At 52.0% G+C, this 14,013-nt stretch carries 11 protein-coding genes and 1 tRNA gene; 5 read left to right on the top strand and 7 right to left on the bottom strand.

Going from position 1 to position 14,013, the window contains the following annotated elements:
• Positions 1-209 precede the first annotated feature (209 nt).
• Positions 210-581: a chorismate mutase gene (gene aroH / locus A6X21_RS09595; protein WP_068847539.1), complete on the top strand. Its 372-nt coding sequence runs from the start codon at positions 210-212 to the stop codon at positions 579-581.
• A 43-nt stretch (positions 582-624) separates the two neighbouring features.
• Here aroH and A6X21_RS09590 read toward each other — a convergent pair whose 3' ends face one another.
• Positions 625-1,479: a Swt1 family HEPN domain-containing protein gene (locus A6X21_RS09590; RefSeq protein ID WP_068847405.1), complete on the bottom strand. Its 855-nt coding sequence runs from the start codon at positions 1,477-1,479 to the stop codon at positions 625-627.
• Positions 1,480-1,749: 270 nt separating this feature from the next.
• Positions 1,750-3,048, bottom strand: coding sequence for an ATP-grasp domain-containing protein (locus tag A6X21_RS09580; RefSeq protein WP_068847400.1), 1,299 nt, complete (start codon positions 3,046-3,048; stop codon positions 1,750-1,752).
• 449 nt (positions 3,049-3,497) lie between these two features.
• Between A6X21_RS09580 and A6X21_RS09575 the strand changes: the two genes are divergently transcribed.
• On the top strand, positions 3,498-3,686 hold the full coding sequence (locus tag A6X21_RS09575; RefSeq protein ID WP_013110280.1) for a DUF6800 family protein: 189 nt from the start codon (positions 3,498-3,500) through the stop codon (positions 3,684-3,686).
• A 409-nt stretch (positions 3,687-4,095) separates the two neighbouring features.
• Here A6X21_RS09575 and A6X21_RS09570 read toward each other — a convergent pair whose 3' ends face one another.
• Together A6X21_RS09570 and tilS are read right to left on the bottom strand one after the other, a co-directional pair.
• A complete protein-coding gene (locus A6X21_RS09570) occupies positions 4,096-5,766 on the bottom strand; it encodes an MFS transporter (RefSeq protein WP_068847398.1) in 1,671 nt (556 codons plus the stop codon).
• 282 nt (positions 5,767-6,048) lie between these two features.
• Positions 6,049-7,158, bottom strand: coding sequence for a tRNA lysidine(34) synthetase TilS (gene tilS / locus A6X21_RS09565; protein WP_068847397.1), 1,110 nt, complete (start codon positions 7,156-7,158; stop codon positions 6,049-6,051).
• Between the two features lie 848 nt (positions 7,159-8,006).
• Between tilS and rny the strand changes: the two genes are divergently transcribed.
• On the top strand, positions 8,007-9,542 hold the full coding sequence (rny, locus tag A6X21_RS09555; protein WP_068847537.1) for a ribonuclease Y: 1,536 nt from the start codon (positions 8,007-8,009) through the stop codon (positions 9,540-9,542).
• Between the two features lie 132 nt (positions 9,543-9,674).
• Positions 9,675-10,175: a hypothetical protein gene (locus A6X21_RS09550; RefSeq protein WP_068847393.1), complete on the top strand. Its 501-nt coding sequence runs from the start codon at positions 9,675-9,677 to the stop codon at positions 10,173-10,175.
• 104 nt (positions 10,176-10,279) lie between these two features.
• Here A6X21_RS09550 and A6X21_RS09545 read toward each other — a convergent pair whose 3' ends face one another.
• Positions 10,280-11,440, bottom strand: coding sequence for a S1C family serine protease (locus tag A6X21_RS09545; protein ID WP_240490218.1), 1,161 nt, complete (start codon positions 11,438-11,440; stop codon positions 10,280-10,282).
• A 186-nt stretch (positions 11,441-11,626) separates the two neighbouring features.
• Positions 11,627-12,403, bottom strand: coding sequence for a hypothetical protein (locus A6X21_RS09540; RefSeq protein ID WP_068847391.1), 777 nt, complete (start codon positions 12,401-12,403; stop codon positions 11,627-11,629).
• A gap of 388 nt (positions 12,404-12,791) precedes the next feature.
• On the opposite strand from A6X21_RS09540, the gene A6X21_RS09530 reads away from it, so the two are divergent.
• Positions 12,792-12,863: transfer RNA gene (locus A6X21_RS09530), tRNA-Cys, on the top strand.
• Positions 12,864-13,069: 206 nt separating this feature from the next.
• Here the strand turns inward: A6X21_RS09530 and A6X21_RS09525 are convergent.
• Positions 13,070-13,831 carry an HNH endonuclease gene (locus A6X21_RS09525; RefSeq protein WP_068847388.1) on the bottom strand — a complete coding sequence of 254 codons (762 nt, stop codon included), beginning with the start codon at positions 13,829-13,831 and terminating at the stop codon, positions 13,070-13,072.
• Between the last annotated feature and the right edge of the window lie 182 nt (positions 13,832-14,013).

Here is a 14,013-nt window from a genome sequence, read left to right as displayed (position 1 = left end):
GTTGATCGGCGTTCGAAAGATGACAAAATCGTAAGAAAAAGTTTGGCAGTGACAAGTTGAACTAGGTCGTCATGCTGGCAGCAGCAAGAATTGCTGAACAAGCCTGTGTGTGGCTGTCGCGCAGGATGGTCAATCGTTACGATCTGCAACGATTGATTAAATGTCTGCGGATCGAATGTTCAAGCGAGTTCGAGAGGGAGTGGGCCGAGATGTCCGTCAGAGGAATTCGTGGTGCAACCTGTGTGGATTGCGATAATCCTGAACTGCTTCTGGCTGCGACTCGAGAACTCCTGGCAGAACTGCTTCAGCAGAATCAAATCGTCGATTTCGACGAAATCGTTTCGGCGATCTTCACGACAACCCCCGATCTCACCTCGACATTTCCGGCCGAGGCGGCCCGTGCGCTCGGGATGCGGCAAGTGCCACTCTTGTGCGCATCAGAGATTGCAGTTCCACAGGCGTTACCACGTTGTATTCGTGTGTTATTGCATGTGAACTCAAGTAAGGCACCCAGTGAGATCGTGCATGTCTACCTGGGAGAAGCCAAGAAATTGCGCCCCGATATTCAGAGTGCGCAGTAGAAGTTCGCAGTAATCCTTACTCATACAGTAGATGAGCGAACGATCAGCGCGGAGCTTTGGAAATCAGTTCCAGAGGATTCGCAGGATGGTCAATCATTTCCAGCATCTCGTGAGCGAGCGTAGCATCAGATGCTTCCTGAACAGCCAGATTTTGGCGTGGTCTAAGCCGATCTGCTGGCGATTGTTCACAGTATGGGCATGATTCTGTGTAAATCACCCTGCGGCAATGAGCACATTCATGGACGCCAAAGACCGGAATCGCAGCGCTCAGACGCTGATAGATAAAGTAACCAAAGGTAAAGATCACAAAGGCAATCAGCAGTAATGTGGCCAGCCAGTGACGCTCCCACAGAAAGCTCCATAGCGTTGTGACCAATGCAAAGCAGCAGAGACTATAGAGTGCGATGTCGAGTAGACGACGTCGATTGAATCGAATTCTGGCCAGTTCGCGATTGACGCGATGCCCGAATTTTTGTCGGAGTGCATCGACCTTTTCGTCTTCCAGTTGAGTCGCCCGCTGGGTGTGACCTGTCGCCACCAATAACCGTTGAACACTATCGAGTACTCGATAGGCATCGTCTTCCGTTAAAAACGACTGATGAGCCAATTGATTACGAAACTCACGCAGTTCGCTGATCAGGCTCCGTTCAAAAATTCCCAACTGATGGCGAAAGCAGTGATTCCACTGTTCCCAGACCACATTCAGCAGGATGTGGGGGTCAGACAGCGGATCCGAAAATCTGGCAGAGGCCATGTTTCGATCACCGCGAATCTGCGCAAGAATCACTTCTTCGACTCGATTTCCATACGACTTGCTCAATTCCTGTCGAATGAATGGGGTCCACTCTTCGACAAGGATTTCGAGGGCCAGATGGATGCGATCAGCAGGTGTTGGCACGATGAAGTCTTTATTGCGACAACGTCGCACTCATGGAGGGATTGATTTCGGACAACTTGGGGGCTGTTCAAACTCGCGATCCATCAGGGTCCGATGGAACAGCATTCATCTCACTCTGATTGTGGCCATCAACAAGATGTCCAAGGGCTGCTGTCGGAACAATCCTCGTGTAAAGCCTGAGAATTCCGGGAAGTATCGCCGAATGTAAGGCTTATGACTGATGGTTTAGGGATTCATGTTGTATGAATTTGTCCGGCAATAAGGAGATCGTCAGTCGAGCTTCAGCGCAGGAAAACGAGTCGTCAGTTGAGACCAATGCTCTGAGCATTGTCGGCGGGCTTCGGCAATTGAAGCCCCCCATCCGAAGAGGGTGCAAACAGGGGATCCACTTGAAATGAGCGTTCCCGGCATGGGGATGTCGGCAATAACTGGTGATCTGTGAGAATCCGAATTCAACCAGTGAGCACGCAAATCCGGCGCATGAAACGTCTCTCCAGCGTAAACAATCTGCTTGCAACCGAAGTGGGGGCGCTGCAAAAGATCCTCGCTTGCCGATTGATGCAAGGATTTTTCTGCTTTTTTTTCCCCGGACGAAACGGACGCACTTTTGAAACAGGGCGGCATAAATTCGCTCTGCCAGGTCCTGAAATTCTGCCAGGCCCTGAGATGCAGGTCCATCAGAGATGGTGGATGGCCGACTGTTCCTTCCAGAATTTCACAACTTGCCGTGTAGCGCGGGTTGATTTCGATTGGTCTCCACGATTCTTTGCAGCGGATGCCATCAATCCCCAAAATTCCCGACAGGCCAGTCGCTTTGACAATCGCGTTCGCCAGTGAACAGGCCAGTTCATCGATGGCCTGGGGAACGGTGATCGGGCCCACGGAGCCGCGATAACCATATTTTCCCCAGGGAGTGCCGATCAAACCTTCAGTCCAACCGATTCTCTCCACACGGCTGGAGCTTGCCATGAAGATGCAGCTTTGCGGAACTCCATAGACTTTTTCCTGCAGGTATTCAAGCTCATTCAGCGAAAGATGTAAGCTCTCTTCGGTGATATGGGCTTGAGAAACATCGCGGACATTGAACCCTCCCCCGGAATGCAGTGGTTTACGAATCCACTCTTGAATCTGGTCGGGATCGACTTGTGTCGCAGGTCGTGATGCGGACGTTGCGATTTGGCCGGGAAGGATGACTGCCAGAGGATTTCCACCAATACTGGCGACTGTTTCCTGCAGAAAGCGGGGATCACGAATCCGTTTGAGAAGCTGAGGTGTAGCGCCAAGGAGCGGAATCGAACACTTTTCAGCTTGCTCGGAGAATTCGACAGCATCTGCGGACCAGTTCTCAAATGGGCCCGTGTAGGTCCAACCTTGCACCTGTGCGACATGGGTGGGATCAAGAGACCATTTTTCAGTTTCTGCGGGAAGTGACTGCCAGATCGACGACTCTTGAAGATCCAGATCTCCGTACTGGTCATAGGCGATGACTTGCCACCCGCCACGCACAGCCGAGTCCGTTGCGGCACGCACACTTCCCCCGGCGATCAGAATTTTGGGAGTCGTCTGCATGGAGACGCCATTTTTTGAATTGTGGTTCGGCATGGGAGTATGAGGTTAAATCGAAAAAATAATGTTCTTGTGGACACTTTCTGACGGTCAGTTCTCGGCATTTTAGAGTTTCGCAAATGAAGTTTTGGAACTCCTTTCGCCGCAGAAATCGAATTGTCGCCAAAATCGCCGTGTTTCTGGTATAGGCATTCACTTGTTCTGCGTGAACTTAGCTGCTATTTTTCGCAAATGCGGAAACGTTGTCGCTGAATATTTGCGGTGGAGTGCAAACATGGTCTACCGACCACGAACAAAATTGGTGAAGTTGAGGAAGTCGATTCGCTGCCCCAAGTGCGGCAAGCTGGTTGGTTTTGCTATTCGTTGCAAGACTTGCCATAAGAAGCTTCGGTAGTATTTTTCCAATGGGACTGTCTGGTATTTTTCTCAACTTGACCTGAACTGGATTTCAGATGCCTCGTACAGAACGTGACCGTGAGTTGGCTAAGCGTCGCCAGCGTAAGGCCAAGATCAAGAAGCTCGAAAAGAAGTACGCAGCTGCGACTTCAGCCGCCGACAAGGAACTGATTGTGGCCAAGGTTCGCCGCATGAGTCCCATGCTGAACTTTGTCGCTCGCGTTGAAGGAACAGAAGCCAAGTAGCACCATTGGCATTTGCCAGTGTGCTCGCTTGATTTCGAGGTTTGAAGCGAATTTGCGATAAGCCGCTGTCATCGGTTCACATGATGACAACTTCAGGGTGATGCCAGTCGGCTTCGCCCTTTCTTCATTTTGGGGCCTCCTGGCCGCTGTCCAATTCTATTGGCGGCTATCCAGTCATTGAGCCGCGCGCTGTGGAAGATTCCAACAGCATTCCACTCATTTCGCCCCCGTGATCAGTTTTCGGCCCACTGATCAGCCATTTGCCCTCGTCGCCGTTATTCGAGCCGAAAATGAAACGGCCTCCACATATCCAATTGAGAATGTGGAGACCGTTGACTGGCTCAGTTCCCCAATCCCATGGCGTCTGGAGAAACGAATCCAGACGCCATGGAATTGATTGTTAGCGGGATTAACTCTCAGCAGTGCCAAGATCGGTGCCGGTATGCACATTGTCTTTGGATGAGAGATCCTTAAGAGTAAGTGGGCGATAACCACCAATGCTCTTGAAGTAGATCATCAGGCAGAGATAGATCGCTGCCATGGTCGCCGGGATCGCTGAATCTGCCACGAGAGTCTTTCGATCACCAGCAATGCTGGCTGCCACCACGATTTTGTCGTCTTCAGTTCTCTGATCAGGTTTCTTTTCCTGGATTGCTCCCAGTTTCTGGCCATCGATTCCCTTGGCTGCCGGGAAGAAGAGGAATTTGCTCTCTTTGGAGGCTTGATATTCTTCAAACAAAGCTGGTTTTTCGGCTTTCAAGGCTTCACCTGCAAATCGATCTTTAGCATAGCCTAAGCCTTGCGATCCCATCAGACCGGCGGACAGCATCCCGATACCACCCATGATGCTGATGGCAACAGCACCCGTTCGTGGGAAGCGGTCACTGGTCACAGCAAGCATTGTGGGCCAGAAGAATGTTTTGCCAAACCCGTAAACTGTCAGTGCCAGCAGAGCCATGGTGAATGAATCGACGCGACTGGTCAGATTCAAACCGATGAAAGCCAGGATCGAGCAGACGAGGAGAATTCCCACCGGTGAAAGGCCCATTTGCTTTTCAATAAAGTGGGCACAGAATCGCAAAGCGAACATCACAGCGGATGTAAAGACGAAGAGGATCTTTCCTTCCTGGGAGGTGAGGATGTTTCCCGTAATGTTTTGAATCCAGCCATCGGTACCAAGTTCCACGGCACCAACCAGGGCGTGAGTAACAAACAGTACAAAGAGCAGGAATGAGCCAAGGCTGAATTTCGTAATCACGCCGACCGCAATCAGGAGTGCTCCACCGATGCCGTAGCCCACATAGCCTGCCATTGGCGAGTCTTCGGCAAACAAGGGCTTGAGAACATCGCCAAAGAAGAGCGAAAGCAGATAGCAGACCACGAGTCCACCAAGAAGACCCACATCCTTGAGCATTTCACCCAATGAGAGTCCTTGCTTGGAGGCTTCGCTTTTAGGCATGGCCTGTCCCAGAAACATCAGCCCATAGACCAATGTTGGTAACAGGAACAAAGCTAATTGATACTTCCAGGGGACGTTGAACATATCGTCCAGCACCCAACCGGCAGCCGCTCCAATGATCATCCCGGCAGGCCAGCTTGCATGCAGAATATTGAGATAATGCGTGCGGTCATTTGGAAAGACTGTCGCCACCAGCGGGTTCGCGACGGCTTCCAAGGTTCCGTTGGCAATCGCAAAGATGAACGTTCCCCAGAACAGGAAGTTGAAGGCGGTTGCCTGGCCCGCTGCAATGGCGGTTGCGTCTCCTGTGGGAGTGACTGCCGCAAATGTGACAAAAGCTGACAACACATGAAACGCAAAGGCGGCTACGACGAGTTTGCCATAGCCAATTTTGTCCGCGATCACGCCACCAATAATGATGCCGAAACAGAACCCGGTAAATCCCGCACCACCAATCACGCCAAGCTGAGCATTGGTAAAGCCAAATTCCCTGCCCCAGTTATCGAGAATCCCTCCACGAATTGCGAACCCCACACCGGCGGCAAGAATTGCTGTGAATCCAGCCCAGAGCAGGCGGTGAGCATTCGGCGCAGCACCTGCGGTTATCGTCGCAGAAGTCATTACGGATGTTCCTCTTGAAAGGCTCGGCAACAGAAGACAAGAAAGGACAGAATTGTCCGTCATTCACAAGATCAGAAGCTCATACCGACTCGTAAAGCCGGCTTTCCAACACGCTGATTCGAGGAGAGCAGTCATCACCACCATTCGATGGACTTTTCCGCCGCATCGTATCGACGTTCGTGCATGTTTTCCATGTTGAGATCGTGGATGTCAATCATTTCATGACACAGTTTCGTCGGAATGTCAGGAAACTGGGAATCGAACGGGTCTGGTAACGAATTGTCATCCCGAAGTTTCTTCCCAATCGATCGGCATCAGAGAAAACCAATCGCGACGACGTGTCATGCGGATCCCCCCCGGAAAGTCTCCTGACAAAGGTTGCTTGTAATCCCCCAGAAACTCACAGAGGTGTTCCAGATGTCTGGCTGCCAGATCTTTTCTTGGCCACTGATTTCTAGTCCAGATCTGCTTAAAGGCTTCGCGCTGGACGATTGGTTGTCGTTTTCGCCAGGCTGCCACCTGAAACTTCGCGAAACCGCCTTCAAGCACACTCTCATTTAAGAGTTCGTCTGCCAGGTTCTGCAGAAGCGTTTCCACTTCCTGGCTGTGCTTTGCCAGTTGAAGCAGGCCTTGTGCTGATGTCCGCTGGATGCCCATTTTGACCAGAGCATCGTCCAGCGCAGGAAGCACCAACTGTCTTAAGGCGTTTCGTGTCCAGGCGGTTTCGCTGTTGGTGCCGTCTTCCCGCCAGTCTTGTCCGATCTCCACCAGAAATTGGCGAAGTGTCGATTTATTCAAGCCCAGCAGTGGTCGTTCCAGTGTCAGTGATGGCCCAAAGGGCTGCGATCTCCGCATACCTGCCAGACCACTGAAACTGCTCCCTCTGAGTAGATGATGCAGTACGGTTTCGGCCTGATCATCAGCGTGATGGGCGAGGACAATACACTTTGCCTCATGTTCCTCAGCGACTCGTCTCAAGAAGTCGTAACGAGATCGGCGGAGTGCTTCTTCAGAAATCGAAGCATGATCGATTTCGCCAGCCCCCTGCCCCGCTTCGGTCTGTCGATTCCCCAACCTGACATTGAGTTGCTCCCCGACAGCCAGTTGCTTTACCCACAGGGCGTCGTCATCTGCTGCCTGTCCTCGGACCTGATGGTTGAAATGAGCAATCAGCCAATCTGATTTTTCTGGGAAACCGTGATCATGTCGCCAGACATCGAGTTGCGAAACCAACAGGAATCCGTGGAGTAAAGCCAGGCTGTCGATTCCTCCCGAGACAGCCATCACCAGACGAGAAGATTCTCGTTCTGAAGATCCACAAGACTTAACCCACCAGTCACAAATGGCGGCCACGACAAGGCGAGCGGCTGTGCCGGTTGAATCATCAGACATGTGGGCGGATTGACTCATTAAGCATCGCCGGTGCCTGGCTCCAATTGTCCGAAGAGCCTGGCGGGGCATGAGAATGTGGAAACTGTTGGTCGCTGCGGCGATTTGATTCGCCGTGCTGACCTGTTAATATAGGGTGTACGCTGGCTTTCTGATATCCTCAGTAGCCAGTGTAAGTGTTTGATTTGTAAATGCTTGCAACGTGTGTTCGCAAGCAGTCATCAACCAGATAAAGCGATTGCAGATGGATTGTTGAATTCAGTGGGGGCAGTAAACGAATCTCGGGAATTTTTTGACGATTGAAGGAGCCATATCGGGCATGATTTGAGGACGCTGTGGGGGACTGTATTTGAAACTCAAGTAACAGTTTCAGGTGATCAGCCTCCACTCATCGAGAAAAACACCTTATGGCAGTTTCTCGAAGCACTTCTGCCAGTCATTTTGATGTCAACTGGCAAATCATGGCTCAGATCTGACTTACGCCGAGAACAACCTGCCGAAGAGATGGATCATTTTGGAAATTGACTGTCATCGTTGTGAATGCTTGAAGAAGGCACACAGTTTGATTTGGTAAGCAGTTCCAGGTTTCTGTTCGGTGATGGAAGTCTCATCGTAAGAGTTGGTATTGCCGACTCAAGTCGATCGAATTGATGAACGCGCTGTAGAGTCTGTGTTTGTGAAATGATCAGTTGGTTCCTAGATCGTTGAAAATCATCAATGACAGTTGAAGCTCCAATGAGTGGTGATTGATTGTCTTTGGTTCCCTTCAGACAGATCCGATTCGTTTCTCCGCCAATTTCATTCAAGAATTCATTTGTCAGCCGACAAAATTTAAGGGCTGCCAAGTGGAAATAGGCATTGCAGGCATTCTCGGGTTGCTACTCGGAGCAGCAGCGGGATACTTCGCTGAGCGTGTTGTTCGTGGGACTGCGTTCAAAACCCGTGCAGAAATCGTCGCTCAGGCCGAGCGTGATGCCGAGAACTTGCGAAAAGCGGCAGAGCTCTCGGCCAAGGAAGAGCTTCTCAAGCGTCGCGAAGAACTTGACCGCGAGCTTTCAGCACAGCGAGATGAACTTCGCCAGCTCGAGCGGGCTTTGGATAAAAAAGAAGCCACAATTCGCGAGCGCCAGGACGAGTTCGCCAAGCGGGAAAGAATGCTGGAGACCACTCAAACCAAATTGGCAGAACGAGCTAAAGTGGTGGAAGCTCGTGATCGGGAAGTCGAAAAAATTCTCAAGCAGGAGCAGGAACAACTCTACAAGATCAGCGGCCTGGATCGCGAATCTGCTGTCCGAATGCTGCTGGATCAGCTTGAGCGCGAACTCAAGAATGAGACCGGTGCTCTCGTCATGAAGCACGAGGCCGAAGTGAAAGCCCAGAGCGAAAAGCAGGCTCGGGAGATCATCGGTATGGCCATTCAGAGGTACGCTTCCGCCCATACTTCCGAGTCAACGGTCTCCACAATTGACATCCCGAATGATGAAATGAAGGGACGAATCATCGGTCGCGAAGGCCGCAACATTCGCGCCTTTGAAAAGGCCACCGGAGTCGATGTGATTGTTGATGACACACCGGGTGTGGTCGTGGTTTCGGCGTTTGACAGTGTTCGCCGGGAAACAGCCAAACTCGCACTCATTAAGCTGATTCAAGACGGTCGCATGCACCCCACACGCATCGACGAAATCGTGCTCGAAACACAGAAAGAAATGGAAGAATATATTCTTCGTCAGGGAGCCGAGGCTGCGCAGGAAGCCACGATTCCTAACCTCCATGAGAAACTGCTTGCACTCATGGGGCGACTCCACTTCCGTACCAGCTACAGCCAGAACGTGCTGCGCCATTCGATTGAAGTTTCCGCACTCACAGGGATGATGGCAGAGCAACTGGGCCTGGATGGTAATCTCGCCCGCCGCTGCGGCTTCCTGCATGACATTGGAAAGGCAGCCGACCATGAAATGGAAGGCGGTCACCCGGCTGTTGGTGCCGAACTACTGAAACGGTACGGCGAACGTCCCGAAGTGATCCATGCCGCACGCGGCCATCACGACGATATTCGTCCAGACTACATCTATACAGTTCTGGTGGCAGCTGCCGATGCCTGTTCGGCTTCTCGACCTGGTGCACGCCGCGAGTCGCTTGAGCGATACGTCAAACGTCTGGAAGAACTGGAATCGATTGCCTGTGGATTTCCAGGTGTCGAACAGGCTTATGCAGTTCAGGCAGGCCGGGAGATTCGCGTTATTGTGAATCCGCAGGATGTCAATGATCGCGAAGCGGCTCGTTTATGCCGCGATCTGGCAACAGCGATTGAACAATCTCTCACCTACCCTGGGGAAGTCAAAGTCACTGTCCTGCGTGAAACACGAGTTATTGAATACGCGCGCTAGAATCTGTCTTTTTGGGATATCCTGTCTTCGAATCAGTGCGAAAACTGGCTTGCCGAGTATCCCGTCATGGATTCTCGTTTTGAGAGGATAGTGCGTACTCGTGGAGCGATTCACTCGAGGGTGTTTCACAAAATGGCTTTTTCGAGTGACAGCGAACGGGAATTGACAGCCTATCACGAGGCGGGTCATATCTTTGTGGGGATCCTGCATGGCGGAAGATTGAAACTTGCCAGTCTGGAGCCGGAAGAAGACGAAGGTCCGCGTCGATTCGGTGACACCACGATGGCCTGGCGAAAATCGATCCGGGAGAGAAACGATTTTGCATTGATTTTATGCGAAGTGGCCTTGGCCGGGCCGATGGCAGAAACAATCTACAGCGGAGATGAAACCCACCCGGCTCATGTTCCCCAATGGCAGCCCGACTGGCGAAATGCTCTGCAGATGGCCGAAAGGCTCATGCCCGATCTTCGCAAACAGATTGAGTTTCTCGAAGATCGGTGTGCCAGACTTCATCGATTCTTGAGGGAAGACCATCACTGGTCAGCCATTGGCGACATTGCTGACCTGCTGATGTGCAATGATGTTGTTGAGCATGATGACGTCATTGACCTCATTCAGCACTGGCGCCGCTAATTCAAACGAAGGCTGATTCATCTCGAGCACGACAGAGAACTTCACATACTTGAGATCCCAGATGAAGCATCGAGAATTTGAGGCAGCTTTCTCACGCTTTACGGTTACGGATTATCGAGTTTGAGGGAGATGGTCTTCAAATCACCGTCTCGAATCACTTTCACTTGGATGACCTGATTGATCTTGAACCGTTCCATGGCTCGAAAGACATCCATTTCTCCAGTAATCGGCAAGTCATCCATCTGGACAATGATGTCGCCAAGAATGAGATCGCCATCTTCATCGCGCCACATCGGTCGAATACCGGCTCGTGCAGCGGCACTGTTCTCAATGACATGATTCACCAGTGCACCTGTCGTAACTCCCAGACGGCGGGCAATCGCATCATACATGAAGATGATCCCCAGCTCCGGGCGTTCATTCCAGCCACTCTTGATCAGTACTGGTACAAGGGCATTCACTGTATCGACCGGGATCGCGAACCCGATTCCCGCGGAGCCCCCTGAGTTACTGAGAATGGTTGTATTCACACCGATCAATCGCCCGGCACTATCCAGCAGTGGCCCGCCTGAATTTCCCGGGTTGATGGCAGCGTCGGTCTGAATCATGCCTCGAATTGTCTCTCCCGTCGCTCCAGGCAGATCGCGGCCCAATCCACTGATGACACCGGTTGTCAACGTGTGATCGAAGCCAAAGGGATTACCGATCGCGAAGACCTTTTGACCCACCTGGAGATCATGGGATGTCCCCACCGGAATTGGACGCAGGCGGCTGGCAGGTGCCTTGATTCTGAGAACAGCCAGATCTCGATCCGGTTCGTATCCCACAAGTGCCGCATCCCATTCTGAGTTATCAGCGAGAATCACCGTGGCAGATTGTGCACCCCGGATGAGGTGAAAATTCGTGACGACATGACCCTGGTGATCCCAGATGAATCCACTTCCCGTACCACGCGTAATCTGCACAGGATTCGGACTTGCCTGGGCACGATTCACTGTCAAACTGCTGATATAAACCACACTGGGAAGAGATTCGCGAAAGATCTCGATGGTGGTCTTTTCATCGTCAGCCAGATCACCGCGAGGGGTAATCGGGCGGGAAACGGCATTGACCCAATTGCGACTGAAAGGCCAGATTCCAGCAGAACTCAACGCCCACAGGCCACCGGAAAAGAGCAGCAGAGCCACCAGCCAGTTGCTGACACCGGTACCGTTCTGAGGAGAAAACCGTTGTCTGAAATCGTCATCAAAAGCCACGGCTGGCATCCTCTGGGTTTGGCAGCCGATCTCAGTCGATCACAAAGCGTCAAATGCGACTGTGAGCTGATAAACGGCGAACTTATTCATTATTAGTACAGTCGCTCGTGAATGCTATCGCAAATCGAAAACGGAGTTGAATCCAACGCGATTCAACTCCGTTTGAAGATGGAACGGCCTGATACTGATCGATGCTTAACCAGCGATGGGCTGCATTTTTTCCATCAAAGTCTCGAAAGCCTTAACGAGTCTCAGTTGAGACTTTCCATCGAGGTACTGAAATTCGCTGATCACTTCGTCTGAAAGCAGCGCCGAAAATTTCTCGCAGGTTGATGTCAACCGTTTGAAAATCTGCTCGGCACTCGGCGGCACACGTTCATCGTGGGAACTCGCTTTATCGGGGACTGTCATTGCTCCGGCATTGAAGGGTGCATAATCCCCAGTCTCTCGTGCAAAGCTGGAAGCGGTTGGATCTGCCTGCATCCCTGAACCATTGCCAGGGACAGCGCCATCAAATGGTGCCTCTTCTCCATCGATTGGCATGCGGACAGCGACTGGTTCACCGGCCAGCAGCATGTAAGGTTCATCATCCGCAGGAAGGCTCAGATCTTCCCCACGCTGGGCCCTTCTCCAGGCTTTCATTTCCGCGACTGTGGCCTGAATTTCATCAGCCCATTGCAGGCATTCTGCCGCATCATCCCATGCCACAGCCGAGTAAAAGTGAGACCATTTCAGATGCGGGTACTGCCCACGGACATCTCCAAAAGTTTCCCAGACACGACGACGCTGAAAAACCTGATCAGGACTCAGATGAACCAGATTGGCAAAATCGGCGTCAGTTCGACCTTTGGCGAATTTGACAGTCCATTGGGCCGCACATTCCCCCACGGTCCAGTTGCATTGACTGACCGCCTCCTGGGCAATCGAAATCAATTCCTGTTCGCTGGAAGCAGAGGCATGTGCTGTCGACATGAATTCACCTTCAGAGATTTCTGAGCATGGCACGAACCGGCCATCGGAGATCGAGGGCCCAGGGTATTTCACCGTTACTCAGAAGTTATTCCAGCGGCGACGAAACCTCCAGTGCCCGCATCCTGTTTCCAAAGAAACAAGGCTCCCACTTTTCGGGCAGGCGGTCAACTTTGCCGAAAGGCGAAGTGCTAACTTGCTTGACCCGTGGGACTCGAAAACCTACAGTTCCAGTGTGGGAAATGTGATGGATCCGCAAATTTTGCGTGTTGGGTAAAGTTGCACGCTTTCGCTCAACAAATCATTTGTGGAGTTCCGATAACAGATCCTGCCACGGTCGATTGAGGATCGAGAGGGCTAAAGCCATCCAGTCCATCAATCGCCAGGCAACGGCGCCGTAGCCAAGTGGCTAAGGCAGTGGATTGCAAATCCACCATCCCCGGTTCGAATCCGGGCGGCGCCTCTTCATACATCAACGGACACTGGCGGCCATTCCCGGCCACCGGCGGACAACCAACGCCTAACTTCTCATTCTCAGGGGAGTTAGGCGTTCTGCTTTTCCGGGCATCCTCATGCACTCCACTGCCACCCGCGGACACCTCGGGACTAGAGACACAAGTTTACTGAATGGCTTGAACCGTTAGCGCGTTTGATCACCGTGTGGTGACTCTACGGTTGGAAGACTTTTGTTCGATGAAAACGAATGGCCTCTGGGTCAGGTAGAAATCTGGATGGCATTGAGAGGGAAATTCCCTCGATTTGATCCAGTGAGCATTTCAGCGTCGCCTCTGCCACGTTGTCGATCAGGCGTCGTGAAACGATGACTTGCAGATTGTCATCCAGCGAAAACAATCCACGGTCGAATGCGCGATCCAGCAACGCATTTAGACACAAACCATTGCGGGGGTCGGCACGGCGCTCTACGGATTCGCTCCATGGAATGATGTGACTTGCCGTGAGGAGTTCGGCACCAGCGACTCCTGAGATAGCGCACGTGGAGTTGTACGTGGTCAACACGGCGGCCCGGAAGAAGGACTGAACACGGCGTGTTCGCACGGTTCGCTCGACGACAGTCGGGCCTGTCGGCAGGCAAAATTCTGGCGTATCAGTACTAACGACACCTGCAATTCGTTCCGCAGCCTCTTCAGCTTCAGCAGCCAGACCTTCAGCATTGTTTAAGAACTCAAACCAGATTTCGCGATCTGCATTGCTGAGATTCGATAAGCCGCGAATTCCACGGGCTTGAAGTTCGGGATCAAGGTTCGCGAAATTGCACGCCTTCATCGCCAACGCATTCGGTGTGCGGCCGATGAGTTTTGCGAGTTCGATAATCTCCGGGTGGAGTCGATGCAACTTCCCGAACGGCAGCCGCAAATAGAGCCGAAGTGCCAATAGGAGTTGATCACGAGTCCAAAGATCAGAGCGAGCCATCTTCGGTTTCTTATTGAGTCTTAATAGCCGTTCAACGCAATCTTGAAGAACAATTTTTCCGAGGGGTGGGAATAGGCGGAAAAACCTTCGCCCAGGCCTCCCGGGCCGGCGAAAAGATCGATGATCGGGATTGGTCTCTGTGGTGACATGGTTCTGCAGAAGATACTTCGCAGCGACGCTTT

This window comes from Planctopirus hydrillae, assembly GCF_001707835.1.
In the GTDB taxonomy this organism is placed as follows: domain Bacteria; phylum Planctomycetota; class Planctomycetia; order Planctomycetales; family Planctomycetaceae; genus Planctopirus; species Planctopirus hydrillae.
Note: the sequence above shows the minus strand (reverse complement) of the source record. Positions and strands in the feature narration are given on the sequence as shown.